Source organism: Bradyrhizobium lupini, assembly GCF_040939785.1.
In the GTDB taxonomy this organism is placed as follows: Bacteria; Pseudomonadota; Alphaproteobacteria; order Rhizobiales; family Xanthobacteraceae; genus Bradyrhizobium; species Bradyrhizobium canariense_D.
Genome location: NZ_CP162553.1, coordinates 3,468,674 through 3,482,003, shown reverse-complemented (window position 1 = coordinate 3,482,003; position 13,330 = coordinate 3,468,674). Strand labels below are relative to the sequence as shown.

The following is a 13,330-nucleotide window of genomic DNA, read 5'->3' as shown; positions in this document are numbered from 1 at the left end:
CAACCCCAGTCTGTAGGGTCTCCCGGACGCCAGACCCCTGTATATTGGGCAAATGATTTGTTTTTGCGCCGAGCGCTTTCCCTGGCGGCGGTTATGGCAGAATCCGGGCGCTCTCCTGCCCCCCGGACTGACAGACATGGCCACTCGCGCACTCCTCTATCGGCGGCCCCACGAGCCGAAGACCCTCCTGATCACCCATGGATCGCAATATTTTGCGATTCGACTGCGCCGGCATCGCCGCGCGCGCCGTTACACGCTCAGAATTCATCCGAGCGATCGCGAAGCCATCCTCACCATGCCGCCGCGCGGCACGCTCGCCGAAGCAAAAGACTTCGCGCAGCGCCACGGCGCGTGGATCGCGGCACGTCTCGGCCGTTTGCCGAAGGCCGCGCCGTTCCAGCCTGGCACAGTGATACCACTTCGCGGCACGGCCCATCGCATCGTTCATCGCGCCGGCACGCGCGGTACGGTGTGGACGGAAGTGCGCGACAGCGGGGAGCGCATTCTCTGCGTCGCCGGCGGCGTCGAGCATGCGGACCGTCGCATCAGCGACTTCCTCAAGCGCGAGGCTCGCCGCGACCTTCAGCGTGCGGCGGAATCCTATGCCGCCGAGCTCGGCGTCAAGGTCAAGCGGCTCTCGATCCGCGATCAATCCAGTCGTTGGGGCTCCTGCACCTCGGCCGGCTCGCTGTCGTTCTCCTGGCGCCTGATCCTCGCGCCGCCGTACGTGCTCGACTATCTCGCCGCCCACGAGGTCGCCCATCTCGTTGAGATGAACCACTCGGCGCGGTTCTGGCGCGTCTGCGGCAAGGTCTGCCCGTCGATGGAGCGCGCCAAGAAGTGGCTCGATACGTACGGCAACGACCTGCACCGCTACGGGGTCGAGGATTAGGCCCTCGCTGCCAACCTCCATCTGACGCTGTCATCGCCCGGCTCGACCGGGCGATCCAGTGTTCCGAGGCGGTTGTTATTGAACCGAGAGGCCGCGGCGTACTGGATTCCCGCGTTCGCGGGAATGACAGTTGAGAATGCAGCGACGTCCGCGCGTACTCAATTCATCCCTCTGCTCAGGCGCTGACATCCGCGCTTGTCCCCGGCTGCGTGCGCGAGGCGAGATAGGATGACTGCAATTGCACGCCGGCCTTCTGGCCCTCGGCCAGCATCGCCTGGAAGGCTGCGTCGAGTTGATCGCGGCTATAGGTTGCGGAGCTGCTTTCACGCGGGGTCCATTGCGATTGCGTGATCGCGGTGGAAGCTTTTTCAACGGTGCCACCGAGCCGCTCGGCGTATCTGTCGGCCCGCCACTGCGCCAGATCTGGTCCACTCAGATCGGGTGGATCCTCCAGCTTGCCGATCTTTCCAGCCGCCTCGTTGGTCATCGTTGAGGACCCGCCATTGTACAGGGTGGCGACCACCTTGCCGTCGACCTTCACCTGAGCATAGGTGTTCTCAGTGGCATCGTCCGAGACGACCGACTGAGTTGCGCTCGTGTCATGGGTCATCAGCCAGTTCGTTGCCATGAGGTCGCGCAGGTGAGGATTGTCCGCCGCCGATATCGACTTGGCGCCTGTCAGGGGCTTGACCTGCGAGACGTCAATCCGAAAGCCGTCGGTCGCAGCATCAGTCGCATCCGGTCCCGCCGGCTGAAGACTCGATGTCCTATTCGAAGCGGACGTTGATGCGGGTCGCAGATGAGGCAACGCCGCGCTGGATACACCCGACATCATGGAACGCTCTCCGATACTTGCTCAACCTGTGAGAGCAAATCCCGGGCCGCCGACCGGAGCTTGAAGAGACTGGTGTTTTTGCGTTCCGGGAGCTGCGGGGATCGGCCGATTTTGCCATGGTAGGCAGGACTTGCCGAAGACGACACCGGTGGCGAACCGGGAGAGCCGAGATAGCGGCCGCGTTCGGGATGATGGCCGAACGGTTCTGTTTTGCCCGAGGTGTCAAATGGCTTTGCTGTCAGAATCAGCCGTCTTGCGACTCACGCAAGCCGTTGATTTCGTTATCCTCGGCTACTGTGCATGGGGTTGTTTTCGCTTGTTTTTGTTTTGAGGTCACCCGGACCTCAGGTCGGCGCTAGCGATTCCCGCCGAACAGCCGGTCCATCAGCCAGCCATCGAGTCCTGCGGCTGCCTCCGGTCGCGCATTGGCGCGCGTGGGGGTGGGCGATAGCCGCCGTTGCTGGCCGGTGCGGGTCCGGGCGCTGCCGCTGTTGGCGGCGACACCTGCGACGTCGCCTGCGCCAGGTTCGACAGGCCCCAGCCACCTGGAGAGCTCGGCAAGGCTGCTACCGGCACGCCCTCGTGCGCTGTGCGCATGAAGCGCGACCAGACTTCGACCGGCAAGCCGCCGCCGGTGGCCTTCTTGGTCGGCGAGTTGTCGTCATTGCCGAGCCACACGCCGGTGACGAGGTTGGCGGTGTAGCCGATGAACCAGGCGTCGCGGTAGTCCTGGCTGGTGCCGGTCTTGCCGGCCGCTGGCCAGCCCGGGATCTCCGCCTTCTTGGCGGTGCCGCTGATCAGCGTTTCCCGCATCATCGCGTTCATCATGCCGACATAGCGCGGGTCGACCACCTGGTTGTGCTCGTCCGCCTGGCGCATGTAGAGCAGCTTGCCACTGAGCGTCCTGATCCGCGTGACGACATGCGGCGTCGCCGTGAAGCCGCCATTGGCGAAGGGTGCATAGGCGCCGACCAGCTCGACCATCGAGACTTCGGAGGTGCCGAGCGCGATCGAGGCGTTGGGCTCGAGTTTCGAGGAGATGCCGAGCCGGTGCGCGGTGCGCACCACGTTCTTCGGCCCGACCTCGAGGCCGAGGCGAATGGCGACCGTGTTGAGCGACATCGCGAGCGCCTGGGTCAGCGTCACCGCGCCGAAATATTCGTGGGTGTAGTTCTCAGGCCTCCAGCCCTTGACCTCGATCGGCGCGTCCTGGCGGACCGTGTCGGGCGTCAGCCCCTGCTCGAGCGCGGTCAGGTACACGAACGGCTTGAACGAGGAGCCCGGCTGGCGCCTGGCGGTGACCGCGCGGTTGTACTGGCTCTCGGAATAGTTCCGCCCGCCCACCATGGCGCGAACCGCGCCGTCGGGCGTCATCGCCACCAGTGCGCCCTGGCTGACATTGAATTTCACGCTCTTGGCCGCGAGCTCGTCGATGATGGCGGCTTCCGCCACGCTCTGGAGCTTCGGATCGATCGTGGTCTCGACCTTGATGCTCTCGTCGATCTGGCCGACCAGATCGTCCAGCACCTCGCCGATCCAGTCGGCGACGTAATTGACCGTGCCGGCGCCGACCGGCTTCACATTGTAGGAGGGTTGGCCGATCGAGGCCTGCGCCTGCGCTTCGGTGATGAATTTGGCATCCGCCATCGCCGTGAGCACGATTTTCGCGCGCGCTTCTGCGCCCTCGGGGTTGCGGTTAGGCGCGAGCCGCGAGGGCGATTTGACGAGACCGGCCAGCATCGCCGCTTCCGCGACGGTGACGTTCTTGGCCGATTTGCCGAAATAGCGCTGCGCGGCGGCCTCGACGCCGTAGGCGCCGGAGCCGAAATAGACGCGGTTGAGATAGAGCTCCAAGATCTCGTTCTTGGAATGCTTGCGCTCCAGCCAGATCGCGAGCTCCGCTTCCTGCAGCTTGCGCGCCATGGTGCGCTCCTGGGTCAGGAACAGGTTTTTCGCCAATTGCTGCGTCAGCGTCGAGCCGCCCTGCGACACGCCGCGATGGAGCACGTTGGTGACGAGCGCGCGCAGGATGCCCACGGGATCGATGCCGAAATGCGAATAGAAGCGTCGATCCTCGATGGCGATGAACGCCTTGGGCAGATATTGCGGCAGATCCTTCAGCGAGACGTTGGCGCCGGCCATCTCGCCGCGTTGCGCCAGCATGCTGCCGTCCATGCCGACGATCTGGATCGTCGGCGGCCGCTTGGGGATTTCCAGCGACTGGATCGGCGGCAGATGAGCGCCGACATAGATCACGACGCCGATCACGGCGATCGCGCCCCACAGGCCCAGCACCGCGCCCCAATAGACCAGGCGGCCGAGGCTCGCGCCGATGCGTGACTTGGATCGGCGCTTGGCACTGCCGCGGCCGGCTGGCGCCTTCCGCTCGCGCGGCGGCTCGTCGCCGGCATCCTCGCTCTTGCGCTTGGCAGATGATTTCGTTGATTTCTTCGGCCTCTCATCGCCGCCAGGAATGCGGTCGGCCGCGGTCAGGCGCAGATCGGCGAGTGCCGCAGGCAAGCCGAACAACGGCTCCTTCCGCCCACCCTTTTTCTTTCCCAACCCCATACGCAAACGCCCGGTCAGCCCGCCCCGCCGCACGCTAGCGGTCGCTGTTTAAGGCCCGGTTACCCAGAGCTTAACGCGCGATTAGGAGGTGCGGCATTCGCTGGCCGCAGTTCCGCTGGGAGGTCGGCAGAGCTAGGATCGCCGGCATAAAAGAAAAGGAAACTCAGATGGGCCACATCGATCCAACCAAGGAGATTTTCGCGCAGTTCCGGGACAACGACCGTCCCGGCCCGATCCACATGCTCAACCTGGTGCGCTTACGCAAGGAGGCAGCCTATCCAGATGGCCGCAAGGCGAGCGGCGCGGAAGCCTATGCGGCCTATGGCCGCGAGAGCGGCCCGGTGTTCGAACGCCTCGGCGGCCGCATCGTCTGGCAAGGCAAATTCGAGTTGATGCTGATCGGCCCCGAGACTGAGCGCTGGGACCATTGCTTCATCGCCGAATACCCAAGCGTCGCCGCGTTCGTCGAGATGATCCGCGATCCCGTCTATCGCGAAGCGGTTAAGCACAGGCAGGCCGCCGTGGAGGATTCACGGCTCATTCGGCACGCGGTGCTGCCGGTGGGCAAGAACTTTGGCGAGGTGCCGGCCTGAGCGGCGTCGGCGGAACTCCCTCCTCAAGGTGGATGGCCGGGCTTGACTCGGCCATCCACGCCTCACCTGCTTGCTCCGAGAGAACTAACCCGCCGGACCCGCATCTTCCAGGAGCGGGCCGAACAGCTCCCAGCGTTCGCCGTTGAACTTCATCATCTGAAGCTGCTTGTTGACGCGGTAGTCGGTCGCCGAGGTGTTGGCCTTGATGCCGGGCAGGGCGATATCGCTGGTCACGTCCTTCAGCGAAGCCGCCTGCTTCATGACGTTTTCGCGCGTCAGGTTGTCGCCGCACTGCTGCAGCACGTGGGCCAAAAGCTGGGCGGTACCGTAGCCGTAGGTATTGAAGTTCGAATCCTTGTCGCCGTCCGGATAGTACTTCGCCATGAAGTCGAAATACTTCTTCAGGCCGGCATCGTCCTTCCAGGTCGGATCGAGCGGATCCTTGCCGTAATTGACGCTGATCACGCCCTTGGCGGCGTCGAGACCGGCAGGCTTCATCACCGCGCCGACCGAGGTGGCGTTGATGTCGACGATCTGCACCGGCTTCCAGCCGATCTCGCCGATCTTCTTGATCGCCTGCGCCGCTTGCTTCGGCGTGCTGGCGCTGAAGAACAGATCGGCGCCGGCATCCTTGATCTTGAGGATCTGCGAATCGACGGTCGGGTCCGAGACTTCGTAGGAGGACTCGTTGACGATCATCTTGGCGGCCTTGTCGCCGAGCCCGGCCTTGATGCCGTTCAGATAGTCCTTGCCGAGATCATCGTTCTGATAGAGCACGCCGACTTTGGCGTTTGGATATTCCTTCAGGATGTACTGGCCGTAGATGCGGCCCTCGACGAAATAGTTAGGGTTGTAGCCCATCGTCCACGGAAAGTTCTTCGGGTCCGTGAACTTCGAGGCGCCGGTGGCCGCGAACAGCTGCGGCACTTTCTTGGAGTTGAGATATTTTTGCACGGCCGCATTCGATGGCGTGCCGATGATCTGGAAGGTCAAGAGCACCTCGTCGCTCTCGACCAGCTTGCGCACCTGCTCCACTGCTTTTGGCGGCGAGTAAGCGTCGTCATACTGGATCAGATTGATCTTGCGGCCGTTGATGCCGCCCTGGTCGTTGATCATCTTGAAATAGGCGGCCTGGGTCTTGCCGATCGACGCGTAGGCCGATGCCGGTCCCGAGAACGGCACGGTCTGGCCGACTTTGATCTCGGTATCGCTCGCCCCCGGATCATATTTCTTCTGGGCATTGGCCGCCGAGACCGATAGCGCCAGGGTCAGCGCCGTTGCCGTGGCCAGATGCAGCATTCCATTCCTCATTCGCATTTCCTCAATGTTTGTTGCCGGTGATCAATCAGGTGCGCCTGTGCGCACCTGATGTCACCGCTGACGGCGATAGTGGATGAGGCGTTGTTGCAACGCAAGTTTGGGCGTGCGCCCGCAGTTCGTAGCATGCGCGGCTGCGCAGCAGGTTTGTAAGGTGGGCCAGCGCCGGCGGATGCGCGAAGTGCAGTCCGCCGGGCGTAACCCGCCCTATGAGATATCCGAGAGGCTAACCCGCTGGACCCGCATCCTCCATGATCGGGCCGAACAGCTCCCAGCGTTCGCCGTTGAACTTCATCATCTGCATCTGCTTGTTGACGCGGTAGTCGTTCGGCCCGGTGTTGATCTTGATGCCGGGTAGCGCGAAGCTCGGGGTGAAGTCCTTGATGTTAGCGACCTGCTTCATCACGTTCTCACGCGACAGGTCGTCGCCGCACTGTTTCAGCACCTGCGTCAGCAATTCGGCGACTGAATAAGCATAGGTGTTGACGGTATTGAGCTTGTCGCCTTCGGGGAAATACTTGTCCATGAAGGCAAAGAACGCTTTCACGCCCGGATCGTCCTTCCACTGCGGATCGCCGGGCTCCTTGCCGTATTGGGTGGAGATGATGCCCTTGGAGATGTCGAGACCGGCGGGCTTCAACGTCGCCGAGATCGGGCTCGCGTTGATGTCGAGGATGTGCACCGGCGTCCAGCCGAGCTCGGCGACCTTCTTGATCGCCTGCGCCGCGAATTTGGGTGTCGAGGCATCATAGAAAAGATCGGCGCCCAACGACTTCAGTTTGACCACCTGCGAGTCCACCGTCGGATCGGTGACCTCGTAGGACACCTCGCCGACGATCATGCTGGCTGCCTTGTCGCCGAGACCGCTCTTGAGGCCGGCGAGATAGTCGCGGCCCATGTCGTCGTTCTGGTAGAGCACGCCGATCTTGGCGTTCGGATGCTCCTTGAGGATGTACTTGGCGTAGATGCGTCCCTCGGACACGTAGTTGGGATTATAGGCGATGGTCCAGGGATAGTTCTGCGGATCGTTGAAGCGCGCGGCGCCGGTCGAGGCCAGCAGTTGCGGGATCTTCTTGCCGTTGAGATATTTTTGCACGGCAGCGTTCGCGGCCGTGCCGATGATCTGGAAGGTGAACAGCACCTCGTCGCCTTCGACGAGCTTGCGCACCTGCTCGACCGTCTTCGGCGGCGAATAGGCGTCGTCATACTGGATCAGATTGATCTTGCGGCCGTTGATGCCGCCCTGATCGTTGATCATCTTGAAGTAGGCGGCCTGGGTCTTGCCGATATTGGCGTAGACGGAATAGGGCCCGGAGAACGGCACGGTCTGGCCGATCTTGATCTCGGTGTCGCTCGCGCCGGTGTCGTATTTCTTCTGGGCGAGAGCTTGGTTGGCGGAGAACGCGAAGGCGAGCGCCGCCGTGGCGGTGATGAAGGCTCTGCGATTGCTCATGTGGGCTTGTTCCTCCTGACGGAATTTCCGACCGACGGTCTTGTCCCGTTGATTGCCAACGGTCGCCATCGCTGTCGGAGATTGTGGAGGAACGGCAGGCGCCGCGCAAGGATCGCGGTGCCGCGCTATGGCATCTCAGGTCAGGAACAAGGCCAACAGCGCGAGCGCCGCCGGCAGCGCCTGCACGATCAGGATCCGCGTGCTGACGGTCGCCGCGCCATAAGCGCCGGCCACGATCACGCAGAGCAGGAAGAACGCCTTGATCTGGAACGCGAAGGCCGGATTGCCGTGCACCAGCCCCCAGACCAGGCCGGCGGCCAGGAAACCGTTATAGAGTCCCTGGTTCGCGGCCAGCACCTTGGTGATCGCTGCCTTCTCCGGCGTGTTGCGGAAAACCTTCAAGCCCTGCGGCTTGTCCCAGAGCAACATCTCCAGGATCAGGAAGTAAGCGTGCAGTGCGGCGACCAGCGCCACCAGGATATTCGCGATCCAGATCAAGTTGAGCTCCCCCAGCGTCAGCTTTCGGGTGGACGCTAGCACGGCTGGCGTGGCAAGTGCGATGGCGTGTTTCGATGCAATGGTGCCGCAATGCCCGCGCGACCGACCAAACCGCCTGTAAGCTTCGGCCTCGATCGGCTGGCGACGCCGATCGGGATCGCGCTGCTGATCACCGACGCTGAGGGCGCCTTGCGCGCGCTCGACTGGGAGGATTACGAGCACCGCATGCGCGAGCTCTTGCGCCTGCATTACGGTCTGGTGGACCTGAGTGACCAGCCCGCGCCCGCGGCCATGCGGACTGCGCTGTCGGACTATTTCGACGGCGATCTCGGCCAGCTCTCAGACATCGCCTGGCGCATCGCCGGCACGCCGTTCCAGCAGAAGGTCTGGAATGCATTGGCGCAAATCCCTGTCGGCACCACAATGAGTTACGGCGCGCTCGCCGCAAGGATCGACACGCCCAAAGCCATTCGCGCCGTCGGCCATGCCAACGGCTCCAATCCGATCAGCGTGGTGCTGCCGTGCCACCGCCTGATCGGCGCCGATGGTTCTCTGGTGAAGTATGGCGGCGGCCTCGAGCGCAAGCGCTGGCTGCTGCGGCATGAAGGCGTGGCGGTCTAAGCGCCTGTTTGACAACGGTTGAGCGATTGGCGGCGGCCGGCGATGGGCCGTCGAGCGAGCCTTCGGCCGCTCTCCCCCGCCGTGACCGAATCCATCAGACGTTCGACGTCATTACTTTCTGCACGATCTTCCAAGTCCCGTTCACCTTCAAGCACGACAACAGGTCTGTGAAGTAACGCGGCGGGATGCGCAATTTCACCTTCAAAAGCGCGAGCTCTCCTTCAACATCCGTCGACAGGATCTGATCGTCTCGCTCGAAGCCCTGTTGCTTTGGAGCTTTCATGTCGCGGACCGCTGCCAGCCAGGTCGCAATCGGCGTCACGCCCACGTTGCCGTCCTCGGCGACCTTCGTCACGGAACTCAAGGGGTGAAATATGGATGCAAATTTCTCGGCATCCATTTCATAGGCAGCATCGAAATAGGTTTGCGCAAGGGAGTGCAAGGCGGGAACGTCCGTATTCATTGTCATCCTCAAAGCCGTTACACCGGGCATTCATGCGGCCCGGCCCGGCCAGCCGTGCCGAGCGTCAGCCTGGCGCCCCGTGCAGAAAAGCACCGTAAGTCGTCGAATTGCGGGTGGGAGCCTACGGCATAGTTGTTTATGAAGCCAGCCGACTTGCACGGCATGGGCTTATGATCGATATTCATAGACGATGACAAACGAATTGAACGAGCTCGCGACGTTCGCAATCGTGGCTAGTGAACGAAGCTTTACGCGCGCTGCGATAAAGCTGGGTGTGTCTCAGTCTGCCTTGAGTCACACAATCCGGAGGCTTGAGCAACGGCTTGAGCTGCAGCTGCTCGCTCGAACAACCAAGAGCGTTGCGCCAACCGCTGCGGGGGCAGCTCTTTTGGAAGACTTGTCTCCGGCGCTTGAGCAAATTCGTCACGCCCTCGACAAGGCCCGAAGTGTTCGGCAGCGACCCGAAGGTCGTCTCCGAATCGTAATGTCACGATCAGCTGCCGTGATGGTGTTGTTGCCGCGGTTGAGAGCTTTCGCTGAGTCCTACCCGGACATCGTTCTGGACGTTGTTACCGTCACTGGCCCCGTGGACCTTGTTGCAGGCGAGTTCGATGCCGGTATCCAGCTTGGCGAGTACATTCAAAAGGATATGATCGCGGTTCGCCTCACGCCCGAACTGCGATTGGCGGTAGTGGGCTCGCCAAGCTATTTCGCTTCACGAAGCATCCCCAAGAAACCAAAGGATCTGAACGATCATCGGTGCATTACGCTGCGTCTTGCGGGTGGACCATATCGGTGGGAGTTTCAGCAGGGACGAAAGTCGGTCACGATCAACGTGAACGGCCCACTCATCATTGACGATACCCACTTGGTGATCCAGGCGGCGCTCGCCGGGGTTGGTGTGGGACTCGCTTATGAAGAGCAGGTCGCCGAATATGTTGCGAAGCGCCGCCTTGTCCGGGTGCTGGAGGATTGGACTCCGCCAATTCCGGGCTTCTTCATGTATTATCCCAGTCGTCGGCATCAACCGGCGACGCTGTCTGCGCTGGTGAACGCGCTGCGATTCTCCGAACAAAAGTCGGCGCGATGATTCAGCGGGGAATGACGAGAGAAGTCAGGCCGCTGGCTGAACCGCCTTGTCGCCGGCCATCACGTGGGTCAGCGCGCTCTTGATCGCGGCCTGACGTGTCGGCGCGCTGATCTGTGCGCCCAGGAGATCGGTGACGTAGAACACGTCGCGCGCGCGCTCGCCGAAGGTCGCGACATGGGCCGAGGCGATGTTGAGGTTGAGCTTCGAGATCGCGGTGGTCAGCTCGTAGAGCAGCCCGGGGCGGTCGAGGCCGGACATTTCGATCACTGTGTAGCGGTCGGACCATTGGTTGTTGATGGTCACTTCCGGCTCGATCACGAACGGCCGCGCCTTGCCGCGCACGGTGCGCCGGGCCACCACTTCGGGCAGACGCAGCTTGCCTTCCAGCACGTCCTCGATCATCTCGCCGATGCGTGTGGCGCGCCGTCCCTCGTCCTCGTCGCGGTCGTATTCCCTGGAAATCGAGATGGTGTCGAGCGCGCGACCGTCGGTCGTGGTGTAGATCTGGGCATCGACGATGTTGGCACCGGCCGAGGCACAGGCGCCTGCGATGATCGACAGCAGCCAGGGATGGTCGGCGGCGAAGATGGTCAGCTCGGTGACGCCACGCACCTCGTCGAAGCCGACATTGATCGCGAGCTTGTGGCCCGCCTGCTCGCTGGCACGGACGAAGCGCGCGTGGCGGATCTTGCGCGGCAGCTCGACCTTGAGCCAATAGGCCGGATAGTGCCGGGCGATATAGGCGTCGAGCTCTTCCGCCGGCCATTCCGCGAAGGCGTTACGGAATTCGGCATACGCGGCCGTGAGCCGCTTGCCGCGGTCTACCTCCGAGAAGCCACCCGTCAGCACCGGTTCGGTCTCGTAGTACAGCGAGCGCAAGAGCTGCGCCTTCCAGCCGTTCCACACGCCTGGGCCGACGCCGCGGATGTCGGCGGTGGTCAGGATCGTCAAGAGCTTCATCTGCTCGACCGACTGCACCACGGCGGCGAAATTCTCGATGGTCTTGCGGTCGGAGAGATCGCGCGACTGTGCGACCGTGGACATCGTCAGATGCTCCTCGATCAGCCAGGCCACGAGCTCGGTGTCGGCCGGACTGAAGCCGAGCCGCGGGCAGAGCCGTCGCGCCACCTTGGCGCCGGCGATCGAGTGATCCTCGGGCCGGCCCTTGGCGACGTCGTGCAGCAGCGTCGCAATGTAGATCACGGAGCGATGCTCCGGCCGGATCTTGCGCATCAGGTCGCTCGCCACCGCGAATTCCTCGATGCCGCCGCGTTCGATGTCCTGGAGGAACCCGACGCAGCGGATCAAATGCTCGTCGACGGTGTAGTGATGATACATGTTGAACTGCATCATCGAGACGATCTTGCCGAAGGCACGGATGAAATGGCCGAGCACGCCGGTCTCGTTCATCCGCCGCAGCACGATTTCCGCGTTGTCGGATGTCAGGATCTCCATCAACAGCCGGTTGGCTTCGGGATTCTCGCGCATCTGCGCGTTGATCAGGCCGAGCGAACGCGTCACGTCGCGCATCGCGTCCGGGTGGAAGGCGAGATTGTTCTTCTGCGCCAGACGGAAGATGCGGATCAAATTGACCGGATCATGCTTGAACACGTCGGGCGCGGCGACGTTGATGCGGTTGTTGTCGACGATGAAGTCGTCGCTGTCGGGCACTCGCCGCTTCACCGCGGTGGGGCGCAGCCGCGCCATCATCCGGCTCAGCACCGGCGCGGGCTTGGCCTGCTGGTCCTCGAGCTTGGCGCAGAGGATGGCGGTGAGGTTGCCGACTTCCTTGGCGACCAGGAAGTAGTGCTTCATGAAGCGTTCGACGTCCTGCATGCCGGGATGCGAGGTGTAGCCGAGCCGGACGGCGATCTCGCGCTGGAGGTCGAAGGAGAGGCGCTCTTCAGGGCGACCGGAGTAAAAGTGAAGATTGCAGCGCACCGACCAGAGGAAGTCGGCGCAGCGGCGGAAGGTGCGGTATTCCTGCGCGTCGAACACGCCGCGGTCGACCAGTTCGTCGGTGTCGCTCACGCGGTAGACGTACTTCGCGATCCAGAACAGCGTGTGCAGGTCGCGGAGCGCACCCTTGCCGTCCTTGACGTTGGGTTCGACCAGATAACGCGATTGGCCGCCGCGGCGATGCCGCTCCTCACGCTCGGCGAGTTTCGCGGTGACGAACTCGGACGCGGTGCCTTGCACGACCTCCTTGTCGAAGCGGGCAACCAGCTCGTCATAGAGCGGCCGGTCTCCGGTAAGGAAGCGCGTCTCCAGGATCGCGGTGCGGATGGTCATGTCGCCGCGCGCCTGCCGGATCGACTCGTCGACCGAGCGCGTGGCGTGACCGACCTTCAGCCCCATGTCCCAGAGGCAATAGAGAATGGCCTCGGCGACCTGCTCGCCCCAGGCGGTCTGCTTGTAGGGCAGGATGAAGAGCAGATCGATGTCGGACTCGGGGGCCATCAGGCCGCGGCCATAGCCGCCGGTCGCCACCACTGCCATGCGCTCGGCACCGCTCGGAATCGGCGAGCGGTAGAGATGGCGGGTCGCGGCCGAATACAGGATGCGGATGATCTCGTCCTGCACGTGGCACAGCCGCTCGGCGCAGCGCCGGCCGTGACGGTCCTTCAGCAGGATCGTCTGTGCCGCAGCGCGCGAGGCAATCAGCTCGGCCTTGAGCAGTTGCGCCATGGCCGTGCGGAACGCGTCCTCGCGTCCCTGGTGCTTCTCGGCAAGCGCATCGACCGCGGCGGTGATCCGCGCGGTGTCGAAGCGATCGTCCACCTCGGCCTTGTGTTCAGTCGCGACGCTGTCCATGTCTCACCGGATATAAGAGGCGGCCGGCGCTGTCACCCGCCATTCTCTCGCAATAGTCGTTCCATGCTGGAAAGGTGCGGCTTTGGGCAAAGCTGTTCTCAGCCGGCGCGCTTTCGAGGGATGGATTTTCTCGTTGATTTCTAGATCTAACTCATTGAAAAACAATGAAGTTTTGAGGAGGTCGGG

At 62.9% G+C, this 13,330-nt stretch carries 10 protein-coding genes and 2 pseudogenes; 5 read left to right on the top strand and 7 right to left on the bottom strand.

Annotation, left to right across the window (positions count from 1 at the left end; all coding sequences use genetic code 11):
* The first annotated feature begins 52 nt into the window (after positions 1–52).
* Positions 53–892: a M48 family metallopeptidase gene (locus AB3L03_RS16400; protein ID WP_026233044.1), complete on the top strand. Its 840-nt coding sequence runs from the start codon at positions 53–55 to the stop codon at positions 890–892.
* Positions 893–1,067: 175 nt separating this feature from the next.
* Here the strand turns inward: AB3L03_RS16400 and AB3L03_RS16395 are convergent, their stop codons facing one another.
* Together AB3L03_RS16395 and AB3L03_RS16390 are read right to left on the bottom strand one after the other, a co-directional pair.
* The gene (locus tag AB3L03_RS16395; protein WP_085361949.1) at positions 1,068–1,727 is read right to left on the bottom strand and encodes a hypothetical protein; all 660 of its coding nucleotides are present in this window, start codon (positions 1,725–1,727) and stop codon (positions 1,068–1,070) included.
* Positions 1,728–2,082: 355 nt separating this feature from the next.
* Positions 2,083–4,295: pseudogene (locus AB3L03_RS16390) on the bottom strand (transglycosylase domain-containing protein).
* Between the two features lie 167 nt (positions 4,296–4,462).
* On the opposite strand from AB3L03_RS16390, the gene AB3L03_RS16385 reads away from it, so the two are divergent.
* The gene (locus AB3L03_RS16385; RefSeq protein WP_018455884.1) at positions 4,463–4,888 is read left to right on the top strand and encodes a DUF1330 domain-containing protein; all 426 of its coding nucleotides are present in this window, start codon (positions 4,463–4,465) and stop codon (positions 4,886–4,888) included.
* An 84-nt stretch (positions 4,889–4,972) separates the two neighbouring features.
* On the opposite strand, the gene AB3L03_RS16380 is transcribed toward AB3L03_RS16385, so the two are convergent.
* From AB3L03_RS16380 to AB3L03_RS16370, 3 genes are all read right to left on the bottom strand, one after another.
* The gene (locus AB3L03_RS16380) at positions 4,973–6,199 is read right to left on the bottom strand and encodes an ABC transporter substrate-binding protein (protein ID WP_085385519.1); all 1,227 of its coding nucleotides are present in this window, start codon (positions 6,197–6,199) and stop codon (positions 4,973–4,975) included.
* A gap of 232 nt (positions 6,200–6,431) precedes the next feature.
* The gene (locus AB3L03_RS16375; RefSeq protein ID WP_026233046.1) at positions 6,432–7,658 is read right to left on the bottom strand and encodes an ABC transporter substrate-binding protein; all 1,227 of its coding nucleotides are present in this window, start codon (positions 7,656–7,658) and stop codon (positions 6,432–6,434) included.
* A gap of 135 nt (positions 7,659–7,793) precedes the next feature.
* Positions 7,794–8,156: a DUF1304 domain-containing protein gene (locus AB3L03_RS16370; protein ID WP_231189569.1), complete on the bottom strand. Its 363-nt coding sequence runs from the start codon at positions 8,154–8,156 to the stop codon at positions 7,794–7,796.
* Between the two features lie 90 nt (positions 8,157–8,246).
* Between AB3L03_RS16370 and AB3L03_RS16365 the strand changes: the two genes are divergently transcribed.
* Entirely contained in the window at positions 8,247–8,777 is a 531-nt protein-coding gene (locus AB3L03_RS16365; protein ID WP_368508914.1) for a methylated-DNA--[protein]-cysteine S-methyltransferase, read from the top strand.
* A gap of 94 nt (positions 8,778–8,871) precedes the next feature.
* On the opposite strand, the gene AB3L03_RS16360 is transcribed toward AB3L03_RS16365, so the two are convergent.
* Positions 8,872–9,240, bottom strand: coding sequence for a nuclear transport factor 2 family protein (locus tag AB3L03_RS16360; RefSeq protein ID WP_085349795.1), 369 nt, complete (start codon positions 9,238–9,240; stop codon positions 8,872–8,874).
* Between the two features lie 190 nt (positions 9,241–9,430).
* Between AB3L03_RS16360 and AB3L03_RS16355 the strand changes: the two are divergent.
* Both AB3L03_RS16355 and AB3L03_RS16350 read left to right on the top strand, forming a co-directional pair.
* Positions 9,431–9,559 (top strand): annotated as a pseudogene (locus AB3L03_RS16355) (LysR family transcriptional regulator); the annotation flags it as partial.
* A 186-nt stretch (positions 9,560–9,745) separates the two neighbouring features.
* Positions 9,746–10,330, top strand: coding sequence for a LysR substrate-binding domain-containing protein (locus AB3L03_RS16350; protein WP_317246493.1), 585 nt, complete (start codon positions 9,746–9,748; stop codon positions 10,328–10,330).
* Positions 10,331–10,354: 24 nt separating this feature from the next.
* On the opposite strand, the gene AB3L03_RS16345 is transcribed toward AB3L03_RS16350, so the two are convergent.
* Positions 10,355–13,144: a [protein-PII] uridylyltransferase gene (locus tag AB3L03_RS16345; protein ID WP_085361945.1), complete on the bottom strand. Its 2,790-nt coding sequence runs from the start codon at positions 13,142–13,144 to the stop codon at positions 10,355–10,357.
* Positions 13,145–13,330 lie beyond the last annotated feature (186 nt).